The 13173-nt window shown below is 49.1% G+C and carries 11 protein-coding genes; 9 read left to right on the forward strand and 2 right to left on the reverse strand.

All coding sequences use genetic code 11. The features are described from left to right. The first annotated feature begins 13 nt into the window (after positions 1 to 13). Together EP073_RS11850 and EP073_RS11855 are read left to right on the forward strand one after the other, a co-directional pair. Entirely contained in the window at positions 14 to 733 is a 720-nt protein-coding gene (locus tag EP073_RS11850; RefSeq protein ID WP_164885367.1) for a response regulator, read from the forward strand. A 57-nt stretch (positions 734 to 790) separates the two neighbouring features. Continuing rightward, positions 791 to 1813 carry a hypothetical protein gene (locus tag EP073_RS11855; RefSeq protein WP_128467376.1) on the forward strand — a complete coding sequence of 341 codons (1023 nt, stop codon included), beginning with the start codon at positions 791 to 793 and terminating at the stop codon, positions 1811 to 1813. Here EP073_RS11855 and EP073_RS11860 read toward each other — a convergent pair. Further along, a complete protein-coding gene (locus tag EP073_RS11860; RefSeq protein ID WP_128467377.1) occupies positions 1792 to 5076 on the reverse strand; it encodes a PAS domain-containing sensor histidine kinase in 3285 nt (1094 codons plus the stop codon). The genes EP073_RS11855 and EP073_RS11860 overlap by 22 nt on opposite strands. 288 nt (positions 5077 to 5364) lie before the next feature. Here EP073_RS11860 and mazG point away from each other — a divergent pair, with 288 nt between their 5' ends. Together mazG and EP073_RS11870 are read left to right on the forward strand one after the other, a co-directional pair. Further along, complete coding sequence (gene mazG / locus EP073_RS11865; protein WP_128467378.1) at positions 5365 to 6147, forward strand: nucleoside triphosphate pyrophosphohydrolase; 783 nt, start codon at positions 5365 to 5367, stop codon at positions 6145 to 6147. 32 nt (positions 6148 to 6179) lie between these two features. Beyond that, a complete protein-coding gene (locus tag EP073_RS11870; RefSeq protein ID WP_128467379.1) occupies positions 6180 to 7283 on the forward strand; it encodes a Fic family protein in 1104 nt (367 codons plus the stop codon). A gap of 4 nt (positions 7284 to 7287) precedes the next feature. Here EP073_RS11870 and EP073_RS11875 read toward each other — a convergent pair whose 3' ends face one another. Then, complete coding sequence (locus tag EP073_RS11875; RefSeq protein ID WP_164885368.1) at positions 7288 to 8010, reverse strand: acyl-[acyl-carrier-protein] thioesterase; 723 nt, start codon at positions 8008 to 8010, stop codon at positions 7288 to 7290. A 274-nt stretch (positions 8011 to 8284) separates the two neighbouring features. Here EP073_RS11875 and EP073_RS11880 point away from each other — a divergent pair, with 274 nt between their 5' ends. The 5 genes from EP073_RS11880 (at position 8285) to EP073_RS11900 (ending at position 13162) form a co-directional block, all read left to right on the forward strand. Next, on the forward strand, positions 8285 to 8725 hold the full coding sequence (locus EP073_RS11880) for a division/cell wall cluster transcriptional repressor MraZ (protein ID WP_128467381.1): 441 nt from the start codon (positions 8285 to 8287) through the stop codon (positions 8723 to 8725). Positions 8726 to 8737: 12 nt separating this feature from the next. Beyond that, positions 8738 to 9670: a 16S rRNA (cytosine(1402)-N(4))-methyltransferase RsmH gene (gene rsmH, locus EP073_RS11885; protein WP_128467382.1), complete on the forward strand. Its 933-nt coding sequence runs from the start codon at positions 8738 to 8740 to the stop codon at positions 9668 to 9670. Between the two features lie 79 nt (positions 9671 to 9749). Further along, positions 9750 to 10061, forward strand: a complete 312-nt coding sequence (locus EP073_RS11890) for a hypothetical protein (protein WP_128467383.1) — start codon at positions 9750 to 9752, stop codon at positions 10059 to 10061. After that, entirely contained in the window at positions 10051 to 11730 is a 1680-nt protein-coding gene (locus EP073_RS11895; RefSeq protein ID WP_128467384.1) for a peptidoglycan D,D-transpeptidase FtsI family protein, read from the forward strand. Before EP073_RS11890 ends, EP073_RS11895 begins: the two co-directional genes overlap by 11 nt. After that, complete coding sequence (locus tag EP073_RS11900; protein ID WP_164885369.1) at positions 11717 to 13162, forward strand: UDP-N-acetylmuramoyl-L-alanyl-D-glutamate--2,6-diaminopimelate ligase; 1446 nt, start codon at positions 11717 to 11719, stop codon at positions 13160 to 13162. The genes EP073_RS11895 and EP073_RS11900 overlap by 14 nt, the downstream gene beginning before the upstream one ends. Positions 13163 to 13173 lie beyond the last annotated feature (11 nt).

The following is a 13173-nucleotide window of genomic DNA, read 5'->3' on the forward strand; positions in this document are numbered from 1 at the left end:
AAGGAATTTGATTATGATGAGGATTCTCCTTGCAGAGGACAACCCTGTCAACCAGATGATTACCCGGAAGATAGTGGAAAAGCTGGGAACAAAAGTTGACGTGGCTAACAACGGGCGTGAAGCCGTGGATATGGTGCTTAAGGAAAGCTACACACTTATCCTCATGGATGTGAACATGCCTGTTATGAACGGAGCTGACGCAGCGGCGGAAATACGCAGGCTCGGTTTCGGCATGCCCATTGTGGCACTCACCGCCGATTCGGAAAATATGACGGATGAGCTTGAAAACTGCGGAATGACCGACTTTATATCGAAACCCGTCAATATATCCAAAATAGAAGCGATCATAAACGGATGCAGAAAGCCGGAGAAAACATCTGAGCGCAGAATAAACACCGACAGCGTGGAAGGCTGCATAAGTTATGTTTTCACCCAGCTCGGGCTTGAACGGGATATAGTGACTGAACTGCTCGGCGAGTTTGTGGAGGATTCCAAAATCCATCTGGAATACCTGCATGAAGCCGTCACGGAGAAAGACATGCCCAGAGCATCTTCCGAGGCGCACTACATCAAGGGCGCAGCAAGAAACATGGGCTTGAGAAATATAGCGGCGGCGGCGGAGGCGATAGAGAAAAACGCACGCTCAAACGCCGTAAGCGACTATGAACTGCTTTATAATGACATTAAGGAAAAACTTACAGTTTTCGCCGCAGAGTTCAGCAGGCTTTCCTGAGATTAGAGCTCAACTTTTTCAACATTCTGCCGATAATATATTCATGGAGAAGACCCCATGAATACTGTCGGAATCAATAAAACTCTGGTGATTAACTATTCCTCTCAAGCCTCCTTTACCGTAAGAGGCAATGCGCCCTCCGACGGAGCCTTCGCAGACAGAGCAGATTTCTCGGAACTGTCAGTTAAATTACAGAAAGCTATAGAAAAACTCTCCTCCCCCGCTCCGTCTGCTGTGGAAACTGAGACGGACAACGCGTCCCTTGAAAAGAAAATACAGGAATACATAGAAACAGGTAAGCAGGTTAAACGTCCGGACGGCTTTGAGGATGTTGACGACTTCCGCTGGGGCGTTCTTGTCGCCTTAAGCGAGTCAACAGGACTGTCGTTTGACAAGCTCCGTCAGACAACAGTGCAGGACATGCAGGACTATGAGCACGAGTTCCTTTTCAAAACTCAGGAATGGGTGCAGGATTTGGCTCCGGAGGACATGGACATAACAAGTTTCTCAAACTCAGCTGATTTCTGGAACGCGAAATTTATAACCGACAGCACAGGCAGTGTGACAAGAAACGAAGATTTCAAAATGCTCAAAATAGGCGCCGCACTTGAGGAAATGTCCGGTGTTTCCATAAACGGTGCGAAAAGCAGGCTCCCCGTTTCATCCTCATATTACAGCAAACACAAGCTGACGGAAGCTGATACGGTTTCCCTGATGTACATGGCGGAAGGCTTCAGTGAACGGGACGGAAACAAGCTCGCTTACGCCTTCAGCAGAGCGGGCAAGGTGTCCGAATCCGAGTTGAAAAACGTCTCAAAAATGAATCGGGAAACCATGACGGACTATTACACGGAAAAAATGACGGAGCACGACCTGTTTTTCCGTGAAAACTACCCGAACCCTGCGGAAACCAAAAAACAATTCGGTCAGCTGAACTATCCGTTTCTTAACCGTGAGATTCTGGAGGCAACAGGCATCAGCATATTCAAAACCGGCATAAGCGGCAGCGCGATGATGTACAGCCCGCAGAACGATTACCGTAATGCCGCGGACATGATCTACTCATCGCTGAAAGCCTGAATATTCCCGTACTCCGGCAGATAAACTGTGAAGCACGCCCCATCGCCGATATTGCAGGCGGTTATGCTGCCGTCCATCTTCTCTTCTATGATGGTTTTGGCGGTACTGAGTCCGATTCCAGTTCCCTGTTCCCCTTTTGAGGATACATAAGGCTTGAACACGTCCTCAAGAATGTCTATGCCTATTCCGCCGCCGTTATCACAGACGGTGAGAGTCACCTTGTTTCCGTCACGCCTTATGTCGATGCGTATTCTGCCGCTGAGAGAGCTTCCAAATACCGTGCGGCGGCTCATTACGGCGTCTCTGGCGTTGGAGATTATATTCATTATCACCTGCTTGAACTCGTTTCTGAAACCCCTCACCGTATATTCGCCCTCGCAGATCACTCTGGCGTCAATATCGCTCTGACGGAGCTGCGGCGTGAGCATGCTGACTATCTCCTCCACTGCCAGCCCCACATTGAAGATCTCCGGTTCCTTGCCCTGTTTGAAAAAGCTGCGGAAATCATTCATGGTTTCGTTCATGAACTCCACCTGTCTCATTATCCCTTCCGAGATTTCGGGCAGCTCCTTACGCTTCTCAGCCTCACTCTCCTCCTCAAGCTCGGAAAGGTACTGTGCAAGGATATAAATAACGTTCAGCGGCTGTTTCCACTGGTGAGCTATCACACCTATCATCTCACCCATAGCCGCCATCTTGGACTGCTGAATCAGCATCTGCTCCTGCACCTCGCGTATCTCCTCAAGACGCTTGAGGTCTGTTATATCCTGCACGCTGGTAACAAACATCATCTTCCCGTCAAGGCGTATCTTGGAGACAGATACCGAAACGGTTAACTCTCTTCCGGAGGATGTTTCGCCTGTATGCTCGCTGCTGAAATGATCAGCCGTTCCGTGAGCGAACGCCCTTATCTCCTCCACAATCCTTCCCCTGCAAGCTTCAGACAGAAGCATTTCATATCTGCGCCCGATCAGCTCATCCGCCCTGTATTCGTGCATATTGGCAAAGGTATCGTTAACCTTGCAGAAAATGCCGTACTCATCACAAAGACAGATCCCTATGCCCGCTGCGTTGAATGTTGCCTCTGTGAGGGCTTCGCTGTCTTTTTTCTCCTTCACCAGTCTGATAAGGCTGTCTATATCACGCATGGAAACGATGCAGAGCGGTGTGCCGTTTATTTCGACGAATGAGCTGCTCACCTCAACGGTTACATGCCCCCCCGCGACTGTTTTCAGCCTGCTTTCGTACACAAAGTGCTTCCCTTCGGAAACAAGATCCGCCACATTCAGCTCAGGCTGAAGCTCCTGCGCATCGTAAAGATCCTCGGGTCTCATTGTGTGCACCTCGTGACGGGAAAAGCCCGTCAGGTAAAGCAGCCTGTTGTTCGCGTCTATTATCCTGCCCGGAGTGCCTTTCGGGGAAACAGGAAAAATTATCATGGCATCATTGATACTGTTGAAAATCCCCTTGAGCTTCATCTCATTGCCCAGCCGGACAGCAAGCTCCTTTTCAACCGATTCCGACAGATATTCGTTTATTCTCCGCAGCTCTTTCTCAAGACTTTTCTGACTTGTCATATCAGTGGCGATACATATAAGCCCGTTGTTCAGACCGGACGGGCACATCACCCTAACTTTGGTCACACTGAGAAAATGTGTTTTCCCGTCCGCCAGACGCACCTCATGCTCCTTCACGGAGAAGCCTTTATTAAGCAATGTGTCCATGTCGTCCGCTGTAAGCTGCCCGAATCCTACGGGCATTTTATCGTAATAGCGCCTCAGCCCGCACACCTCGCTTTCGTCCAGTCCGGTCGCGCGGCAGAAGGCGTCATTGGCTATTTTCAGGCTTCCGTCAGCCGATACGAACCAAATCCATGCCGGAGCGTTTTTCAGCACAGCCCGCAGAAGCTCGGTTCTCTGCTCCAGCTCCCTTTCCATGAGCTTCCTGTCCGAAATGTCAGTAATAATGGAGAAAAGATATTCCCTCCCCTCTATCTGGACGGGACTTGAAAACACGCTGACATCCTTAACCTCCCCGTTTGAGAGCCTGTGCCGGAACTCGAATGAATTACACTCTCCCGTAAGCGCCTGCTGCATTTTGCACTCAACCGCGTCATCAATATTTATATCGCAGATTCTCAGAGTCTTCAGTTTCTCCAGCCCGTAGCCGTAGAAGTTCACCGCTGCGGCGTTAGCGTCGCAGATCCTCTTTGAGGCAGGATCCACAAGGAGCATCACGGCGCTGTGTCCGTTGAAAAGGACTCTGAATTTGCTTTCGCTCTCCTTGAGGAACAGGCGTACTTTCTCTATCTCTGTTATATCGGTGAATGTGACGGCGAGAGTGCTCTCGGCAGCGTCAAATTCGCTGTAGTTAATCAGCAGAACCCGCATACAGCCCGTTGAGGAATCCCGCATTTTCACCTTGCTTTCATGTCCTTCCCTGTGGTTTTCGAGAACCTGCTCCAGCCAAGGATTGTCCTCCCTGTGGAAAATGTAGCCCGGTTCTTCAGAAAAAAACTCGCAGAGGCAGGAGTGCTCCTTCAGAAAAGCTTCCACTGAGCTGTAGCCAGCGAAATCCAGAACACGCCTGTTGCAGATGATCATCCTCTTTCCGTCCGTAACGCTCACCATGGTGGGAAGCATATCCAGAAGCCTGTATTTGAACGCGCGCTCTTTTTTAAACTTCCTGAGATTTTGCGAGTTAGCCGTGTACAGCCATAGAACAGAAATGAAAAAGAAGCTTATTACAATGGAAAAAACGACCATAAGCCTGTCGGCTTTTGTGTGCTCGGCTTTTATATCCGCCATGTAGGAGAGAATGCCTGACCATCCGGTTATTTCCGTCTGTTCGAGGCATCTTGAAGAAAATGATGAGAAACGACCTATTTCCGACGCAAAATCATCCGTGAGCAGGTTTGTTCCGCCGTAAAAGCTGCTCAGGTATCTTTCAAGCCCGTCGGTGACGGACACCAAGCAATTGTCCGTCCCTTCGCCTGCGTCCTTAAGATAGTAAAGAGCGTTGTCAAAGCTTTTTACCGCCTTGTCCAGAGCCGATGTATCCTTCTGATGATAAGCCTTCTGGTAAAAACCGCAGCCGTCCGCCACCAAAACGGACGCCCGCAGGATATTCCTTGAGCTGTTGAACTCATCCATATCCGGCTCAATTTTTCGTATTCGCAGATAATCCAGCATTATCAGTGTTATAAACACCACTGAAAGAACTGACACCAGCATAAAAAGCCTGTTGCCCGAAATAAAACCCATAAATGACCCTTAAATGAAAATATGTTTGTATGTCTTGTCTTTATCTAGTATTGACTTTAGTATCGGGTGTTTCAAGATATTTATAACTGAACGCACATCTATTAAACGGTTGTACCGCACGACCGCCGCGGAACAAGGGCATTTCGCCTTCACGAAAAAAACAGGGTTAACATCTGGTAAAGCATAATATTGCGTCCATGTTTTATCCCGTTGATTTTTAGGGGCGGCTGCTTTAATATTTACTATTATTTAAGCAGTGATTTTTTACACAGGCGGAGCCGTTATTTTATGAGCATCAATTTTGACAGACTTGTGGAAACCGTCCGTAAGCTCCGAAGCCCGGAGGGCTGCCCTTGGGACAGAGAGCAGAACCTGTACTCCATAAAGGAACACTTTATGGAAGAAGCGTACGAGCTGCTGGACGCGCTTGACAATAAAGACATGGAAAACATCCGCGAGGAGCTGGGTGACATTGTATTTCATACGGTTTTTCACTCCGTAATGGCGGAGGATGAAAAACAGTTCAGCATTGACGATGTGCTGAAAGAGATAAACGACAAGCTGATAAGACGCCATCCGCACGTATTCGGAACCGAAACGGTCAACGGCACTGAGGACGTGATCGTCAACTGGGACAAAATAAAGGCGGAGGAAAAGAAAAACCTCTCCCGTTCATTTTTTGACGGGATTCCCGTCTCCTTTCCACCTCTGCGCAGAGCAGAGAAGCTTCAGAAAAAAGCACGCAAGGTCGGTTTTGACTGGGCAAACCTTGACGACTGCATGGGCAAAGTCAGGGAAGAGTTCGCTGAATTTGAAGAAGCTGTGAATGAAGGGGAAAAAGAGCACATAGAGCATGAACTCGGTGATATACTGTTCGCCCTTGTGAATGTTTCCAGATTTCTGGATGTCAGCCCTGACGAAGCCTTGAGAAAATGCAACAAACGTTTCACCGCACGGTTTGAGTATATAGGCAGAAAACTTGCTGAAAAAGGTCTTTCCTATGAGGACGCCACTCTTGAGGAGATGGACGTGCTCTGGAATGAGGCAAAAACGGCGGAAAACAACATCTGAATCAATCCCTTAATTTTTCGGCAGGTAGCTAAATGAACAAAGAAGTCAGCACATTCCACGCAGGCAGATTCTTATTTAACGCAGGCGGCGGAGCAAACCGCTCGAAACTCGCGGAAGCGGAAGGAACGCTCTTCCTCGCAGGCAGACTGCCCGTATTCCCCGACACGGCAGGCGGCATATTCCTTAACCTTGAGAAACGCGCTCTCTACGCCGCTTCCGAGCTTGCGGGGAACGCATTGAGCCTGTCTGAAACAGAAAGCATAGTCAACAGCGACGAATCGCTGTTCGGTGAAGACTCCCGCGCGGTGAGGCTGTTTAATTTCGGCAGGGCATACGCCGCCCTCTCAGCGCAGGAAAAATGCGAAAACTTCCTGATAGATGAAAACTTTATCACCTCTCTCAACTCCGTTCTCGAAAAAAAGCTCAGCAATGAGCCGGCTAACTACCGTAATCATCCCGTCAGCGCTTTTGAAAAGCAGTTTTCAAAACCTTACAGCCCGCCGGAAACTAAGCTTGATATAAATCTTCTGATGAAGTCATTTTACGAATGGATAAACTCACCTGAAATTATCTCCTGCGGCATTGTGACGAGAGCTTCACTCGCTCATCTCTGCCTTATCCGGATATACCCCTTCGCAGGGTCGTCCGAGGCTCTGGCGAGGCTGACGGAAAGCTTCGTTTACAAGGCGGCGGGAATAGGCTATGTGCCGTATCTGCTCAGCACCGTCTACAAAGAGTCAACGGATTATTTCCCTATCCTTGAGAGATACACCGAAACAGGCGACCCTTCGGAATTCATCGATTTCGTATGCGGTATAATTGTTGACAGTCTGGGCGAAATTCAAAAGAAAAGCTTGGACATAGTAGCGGAGGAAATGTTCGGAAGCTACATCCGCAGGCTGCTTGAGACAAAAGAAATAAGCGAGCGCCTGTCGGGACTGATAAACATACTGAAAAAACGGGGTTCCTTCCGTCAGAGCGAGCTCCAGCTGATGAAGGAGTTCACCGCACTCTACGGAGGAGTGAGCCGCACCACCGTGAGAAGGGATATTGTAAGGCTTTCCGAACTCGGACTGATAAAGGACAAAGGAAACGAAGAGTACACCCTCAATCGGGACATACTCTTCGGAAGATAATTTTTTACGCCCTGAAAAACCCGAGGGCATTTGTCTGCGTGCCGTCCGACACGGAAAAGACGCAGTCCGCGCCCTTTCGCTCTATTTTAACGAGAGCCTCCTTCGTGCCCAAAGGCAGTTCGTGGGAAAATTCTATGCAGAACTCGCTGAAATCTTTCTTAGCGCCGTTTATCTCCGCAAAAGCCTGAAATATATATGCGGAGTAAACAGTGTTGTTCAGGTGGGAGTTGATGTCAAAATCGCTCAGACGTGTCTGTATCCGGCAGCTTTCAGCCGTTTCTGACGGTTTTTCCGGCTGCCAGTCCTCTATAGCCGTTCCGCTTGTCGTTTCATCCACAGGCTTGTAAGCCTCCGGTATCTCAGGCTCAATTTTAGCGGGGCGTTTCTTCGCCGTGTCAATGAACAGCCATACGGAAGAAGCGGTGCAGACCCTTTGTCCGTTCCTTGAAAGCTCATATTCCCTGAATCCACGGAAACGCTGCATGCCCCTTGACCATGTTTCGGTCTTCAGTGTGTCATACAGATTTATCCCGCTGTGCAGCCTGTAGGAAAGCCTGTGGAGCATCCAAAGCCTGTTCATTTCCATGTATTTCCCATGGGTAAATCCAACACTGTCCGAATGTTTTATAGCAGCTTCCTGAAAAATACGGAAAAGAGCATCCGGCAGAATATGTCCGTCCGTTCCTGCGTCATTAATTTTGATGGAGTCGGTTGTGCAGTATTTCATTTTTTCACCTTTGATAAAGCCTATCATATTCCATATGAACATATTTTCCAAGTTTACAGTTCAGCGTACACCTCATTTTTTTGTTTGCCTGCTGACTATTTTTTGAGGTTCACATACGCCCTGAACGTGAAAATTACCTGAAAGCCTTAATTGAACAGGCTTTCAGCCAGTAAAGTTTTTTTAATTTCCCTTGACGCATATATATGGTTCTGCTAAAGTTTGGCATGGTTTGGATCGATATGATCATAAATTGGTTTAATTTGGCATAAGAGATATGGGAAGCTTCAAAGGGAAATACGAACATAAAATCAGCGAGACGGGCAGAATAAGCGTTCCGTCCAAGTTCAGAGACATACTCCGCTCCAAGTATGAGAGTGATGATCTCGTTCTGCTCTCAATGGGAAGCCATCTCAGAGTCTACCCCGCCTCCGAGTGGGAAAAACAGGAAGCCCGCTGGGAACAGGAACAGGCGGGCAACCCCGAATTAAACGAATTTCTCCGCCGTCTGTACTCGATGATGGATGAATGCTCCATCGATAAAAACGGACGCATCGTAATAACACAGGACGTAAGAAAATATAACTCCCTCGAAGGGGACTGCATTATAAACGGCTTCCGCAACCGTATGGAAATATGGGACAGGGCGGCTTGGGAATCCGCAACGGGAGGCGAAAAGGTAGAAGCTCTGTTTGCCAAGTTCGCGGACAGCTTCTAAGGGGGACGGAAAATGCACAAGCCCGTTCTGCTTAACGAGGTGCTCTCGTTTCTTCCCGCTAAGGAGGACGGAGTGCTTCTGGATCTCACCGGCGGCTTCGGCGGTCACTCCGCCGCCATGAACGAAAAGCTTAAGCCGGAAGCGAGACACATAATTCTGGACAGAGATCCGGAATCCGTGGACAGACTCAGGGAAAGATTTAAAGACCGTGCCAATGTGCAGGTTTTTCATAAAAACTTCGGAGACTTTGACGAAGTGCTCGATGAGCTGGGCATAGACAAGGTCGACGGAATACTGGCGGACTTCGGCGTTTCCACCATGCAGGTGAGAGACGGCGCAAGAGGCTTCTCCTTCCGTGAGGACGGTCCGCTGGATATGAGAATGGACAACTCAAAAGGCATAACCGCCGCCGAGGTTGTCAACACATTCTCAAGAGAGGAGATTTCCTCCATCATCGATAAGTACGGAGAGGAGCGTTTCGCGTGGAGAATCGCAGGGGCGATTGTAAACGCCAGAGACGAAAAACCCTTCTCCACAACAAAAGAGCTTGCCGACACGGTGTTTAAGGCTGTTCCGGCAAAGTTCCACAAAAAAGGTTTTCATCCCGCCACACAGACTTTTCAGGCGGTCAGGATATATGTTAACGGAGAGCTGGAGGAGATAGAATCCATGCTCTCCAAGCTTGAGGACAGGGTGCAGACGGGCGGAGCAGCTGCCTTTATTTCGTTTCACTCTCTGGAAGACAGACTGGTGAAAGAAAAATTCCGCTATTTTGAAAAAGAGTGCGTCTGCCCCATTGAACAGCTTATATGCCGCTGCGGGAAGAAAAGAACCTTCCGCCAGTTAACGAGAAAACCTCTGATTCCGTCGGAAGCCGAAGTGGCTGAAAATCCGTTAAGCAGAAGCGCGAAGCTCAGAGCAGCACAAAGGGTGTCATCCTCTTGAATTTTAAAGAGGCAGGTTTCTCCGGACGGGGTACGCCGTCCGGGAAACCTTAATAAATTAAACGCATGGGAAGGAACCTATGAGAGCTAAAACGATTTACTGGGACAAGGCTTATGAATCAAACGGCGAAAACGCCCTCAGCACCGGAAAGGTTCTTTTATGGGCTTTGCTCGTTATTTCCGTTTTCCTCGTAGTTTACATGAGACACCTCTGCGTACGTGAGGGCTATGCCATAAGCAGGCTGGCGGCAGACCTGAACGAAATGGAAATCCAGTACCAGCTCATGCAGGAAAAGCAGTCCGAAATGCGCGACACCGCAAGCCTCTACAAAATGGGGGAGAGCATGGGTCTCGTGCTGCCGGACATGGACAGGACATTTAATGTTCAGTGAAAGAAGCAGGATAAGATTTTTCATATATCTTTCCATAGTCCTCGGGGTGATAATCTCGGGGCGTCTTTTTTTTCTGCAAGTGGTTAAAGGCGACTTTTTCGCCGAAATCGCAGGCTCACAGGCGGAAAGCGAATACGCCGCCTTCAAAGGAAGGGGCACAATATACGACCGCAACGGCAAGCCCCTTGCCGTAAACAAGAAAGTTGCTTCCCTTTATGTTTTCGCATCAAACCTCAAAAACAGAAGGGATTTCATAAACAGGCTGAACAAGGCGGGCGTAAAGCTTTCCAAAACCACCAGAACCAGACTCCTTAAAAACGAAGGCTTCGTCTGGGTTGAAAGGAATGTGAGCATAGGTCTCGCCAGAAAGGTTAAGCAGACTGTACCCGAAATAGAGTATACCCTGAACGAAAACAGGTTTTATCCCGAACGCCACCTCGCCGCTTCCATAATCGGCTTCACAGGAGTCGATAATCAGGGGCTCTGGGGGCTTGAAAACAGATATGATGATGTGCTCAAGGGCGAAAAAATAAACCTTGTGACGCTCAAGGACAATAAGGGACACCTGATCCTTTTTGAGGACAACAAGGCTAAAACCCATGCGGAAAGCGCACTCTACGTCACAATAGACACTTATCTTCAGGGAACGGCGGAATACCTTCTCCGCAAGGGCGTGGAAGAGTTCAACGCAGAGCGCGGCATAGCCGTGGGGATAGATATAAAAACCGGCGGAATAGTATTCGCCGCATCGAGCGACAACTACGATCCGAACAACTACAGTCGCTACAGTGATAAAACATGGAAAAACGATGTAACCACTTTCCTCTTTGAACCGGGCTCAATATACAAACCCGTTGCATTCTCCTACCTTCTGGAGAAGCAGGGGCTTGATCTTCAAAAAATGATCAACTGTGAAAACGGACATTTCCGCATTCACGGGCACACCGTCAGTGACGTAAAGCCGATGGGCATGGCAACGGCAAGGGAAGTGCTGGTAAAGTCCAGCAACATCGGGATGATAAAGCTTACCGACAAGGTTGACCGGAAGGATTTTTACGAATACATGCGAAACTCCGGCTTCGGACAGAAAACCGGAATAAGCGGAATAAGCGAAGAGGACGGGCTTCTGCGAAGCTACAAGCAATGGTCAGGACTATCCAGACCATCCCTGTCCATGGGGCAGGAGATACTTGTGACACCTCTTCAGATGGCAAGATTTTACGCCGCCGTGGCTAACGGCGGTTTTCTCGTTACCCCTTCCATAGTTGGGAAGGTTGAAAAAAACGGACGGAGCGAATCTCCGGAGCCGCAGAAAACACCCATTATGTCTGAGACCACCGCAAACACTCTGAGAGCTTTGCTCACAGATGTCGTCAAGGAAGGAACCGGACAGAAGGCTAAATCCGACTTCGTGGAGATAGCCGGCAAAACAGGCACGGGGCAGAAGTTTGATAAAGCCTCGGGAGCGTACAGCAGCAGGGAATATGTGGCGAGCTTCGCCGGATTTTATCCTGCGCAAAACCCGGGAGTAGCGATGGTGGTCGTTTACGACAGCCCTAAGCTCAGCATATACGGCGGCTCAACGGCCGCAATAACCTTCAAAAGGCTTGCAGAGCTCACTTCGCTTTATCTCGGCTTACAGAGGAAAGATGTCGATGAAAGCATTTAACCTGTTTGACGGAATACCGATAACCGGCTTTGACGCCGATGTGGATTTTGAGACGGATGTTAAGGCGGTATGCTTCGACAGCAGAGATATAAAGGAAGGCTGTGTGTTCTTCGCATATGCCGGCTCCGCTTTTGACTCCCACAGTGTGGCGGAAAAGGTATACGAAACCGGCAAGGTGCTGTTCATAGCCGCCGAGAGAAAGCTTGAGAACATCCCCACGGTAATAGTGGAGGACGGACGCAAGGCGCTTGCGCTGGCATGCAGAAACTTCTTCGGCAAGCCTGACGTGAAGATGGAGAAGGTCGGCGTAACCGGAACAAACGGCAAGACGACTGTGACCTATCTGCTTGAATCCATAATGGCTGCGGCGGGCAAAAAACCCTTAAGAATGGGCACAACCGGACACAGATACGCAGGCAAGGACGTTCCTTCAAACGTTACCACGCCTTCATCATATGACTATTACAAAGTTCTGGCAGATGCCGCCGCTGACGGCTGTGACTCTCTGGCTGTGGAGGTTTCCTCCCACGCCCTTGACCAGCAGAGACTTTACGGAACCAAGTTTGATGTCGCCCTGTTTACCAATCTCTCGGGCGATCATCTGGATTACCACCACACAATGGAAGAGTATTTCACCGCCAAGCGCAGGCTGTTTCAGGAAGACTATGCAAATATAGCCGTGGTGAACATGGATAACGACTACGGCGCAAGACTTATAAAAGAGAAGAGCATAGACACCATCAAATACGGCATCAGCGAAAGAGCGGAAATCTCCGCTGAGGAGATAGCCTTCACGCTGAACGGCATAACAGCCAGAGTGCGCTACCCGGGCAACACATTTAACATAACCACAACCCTTGTGGGGCTGCACAACCTTGAGAACATACTCTCAGCCGTTTCCGCCGCAATTGCTCTCGGCGTAAATGACGAAGCCATAGCAAAAGGGATAGAGAGTCTGAAAAACGTGCCCGGCAGGCTGGAAAAGTTTGAAGTGAACGGAGCCTTCGTGTTCGTTGACTACGCCCACACGGACGATGCGCTGATAAACGTGCTTGAGGCGCTCACACCTTTTAAGAAGACGAAGATAACTACAATCTTCGGCTGCGGCGGAGACCGAGACAGAACAAAAAGACCGAGAATGGCAAAAGCAGCCGAAAACTACTCGGACGAAATAATAGTAACCAGCGACAACCCCAGAACGGAAAATCCTCAGCAGATTATTGAGGATATACTCAGAGGCTTTGTGAACGCGGAAAAGGTAGTTATCTGTCCTGACAGGGGCGAGGCTATAAAAACCGCTCTCTCAAAGGCGGAGCCGAACGACATAATCCTTATAGCCGGAAAAGGACATGAGGATTATATGGTTATAGGAAAAGAGAAAATTCATTTTGACGACAGGGAAGAAGTCAGAAAGTTCCTTAAACAGGATTAAGACAGACCCGG

Origin of the sequence: Geovibrio thiophilus (genome assembly GCF_004087915.1) — a bacterium.
In the GTDB taxonomy this organism is placed as follows: Bacteria; Chrysiogenota; Deferribacteres; order Deferribacterales; family Geovibrionaceae; genus Geovibrio; species Geovibrio thiophilus.

Bases quoted from the DNA above. Each gene is read 5' to 3' on its own strand.
- EP073_RS11850 (WP_164885367.1), top strand. From the start codon at position 14: ATGATGAGGATTCTCCTTGCAGAGGACAACCCTGTCAACCAGATGATT.
- EP073_RS11855 (WP_128467376.1), top strand. From the start codon at position 791: ATGAATACTGTCGGAATCAATAAAACTCTGGTGATTAACTATTCCTCT.
- EP073_RS11860 (WP_128467377.1), bottom strand. From the start codon at position 5,076: ATGGGTTTTATTTCGGGCAACAGGCTTTTTATGCTGGTGTCAGTTCTT.
- mazG (WP_128467378.1), top strand. From the start codon at position 5,365: ATGAGCATCAATTTTGACAGACTTGTGGAAACCGTCCGTAAGCTCCGA.
- EP073_RS11870 (WP_128467379.1), top strand. From the start codon at position 6,180: ATGAACAAAGAAGTCAGCACATTCCACGCAGGCAGATTCTTATTTAAC.
- EP073_RS11875 (WP_164885368.1), bottom strand. From the start codon at position 8,010: ATGAAATACTGCACAACCGACTCCATCAAAATTAATGACGCAGGAACG.
- EP073_RS11880 (WP_128467381.1), top strand. From the start codon at position 8,285: ATGGGAAGCTTCAAAGGGAAATACGAACATAAAATCAGCGAGACGGGC.
- rsmH (WP_128467382.1), top strand. From the start codon at position 8,738: ATGCACAAGCCCGTTCTGCTTAACGAGGTGCTCTCGTTTCTTCCCGCT.
- EP073_RS11890 (WP_128467383.1), top strand. From the start codon at position 9,750: ATGAGAGCTAAAACGATTTACTGGGACAAGGCTTATGAATCAAACGGC.
- EP073_RS11895 (WP_128467384.1), top strand. From the start codon at position 10,051: ATGTTCAGTGAAAGAAGCAGGATAAGATTTTTCATATATCTTTCCATA.
- EP073_RS11900 (WP_164885369.1), top strand. From the start codon at position 11,717: ATGAAAGCATTTAACCTGTTTGACGGAATACCGATAACCGGCTTTGAC.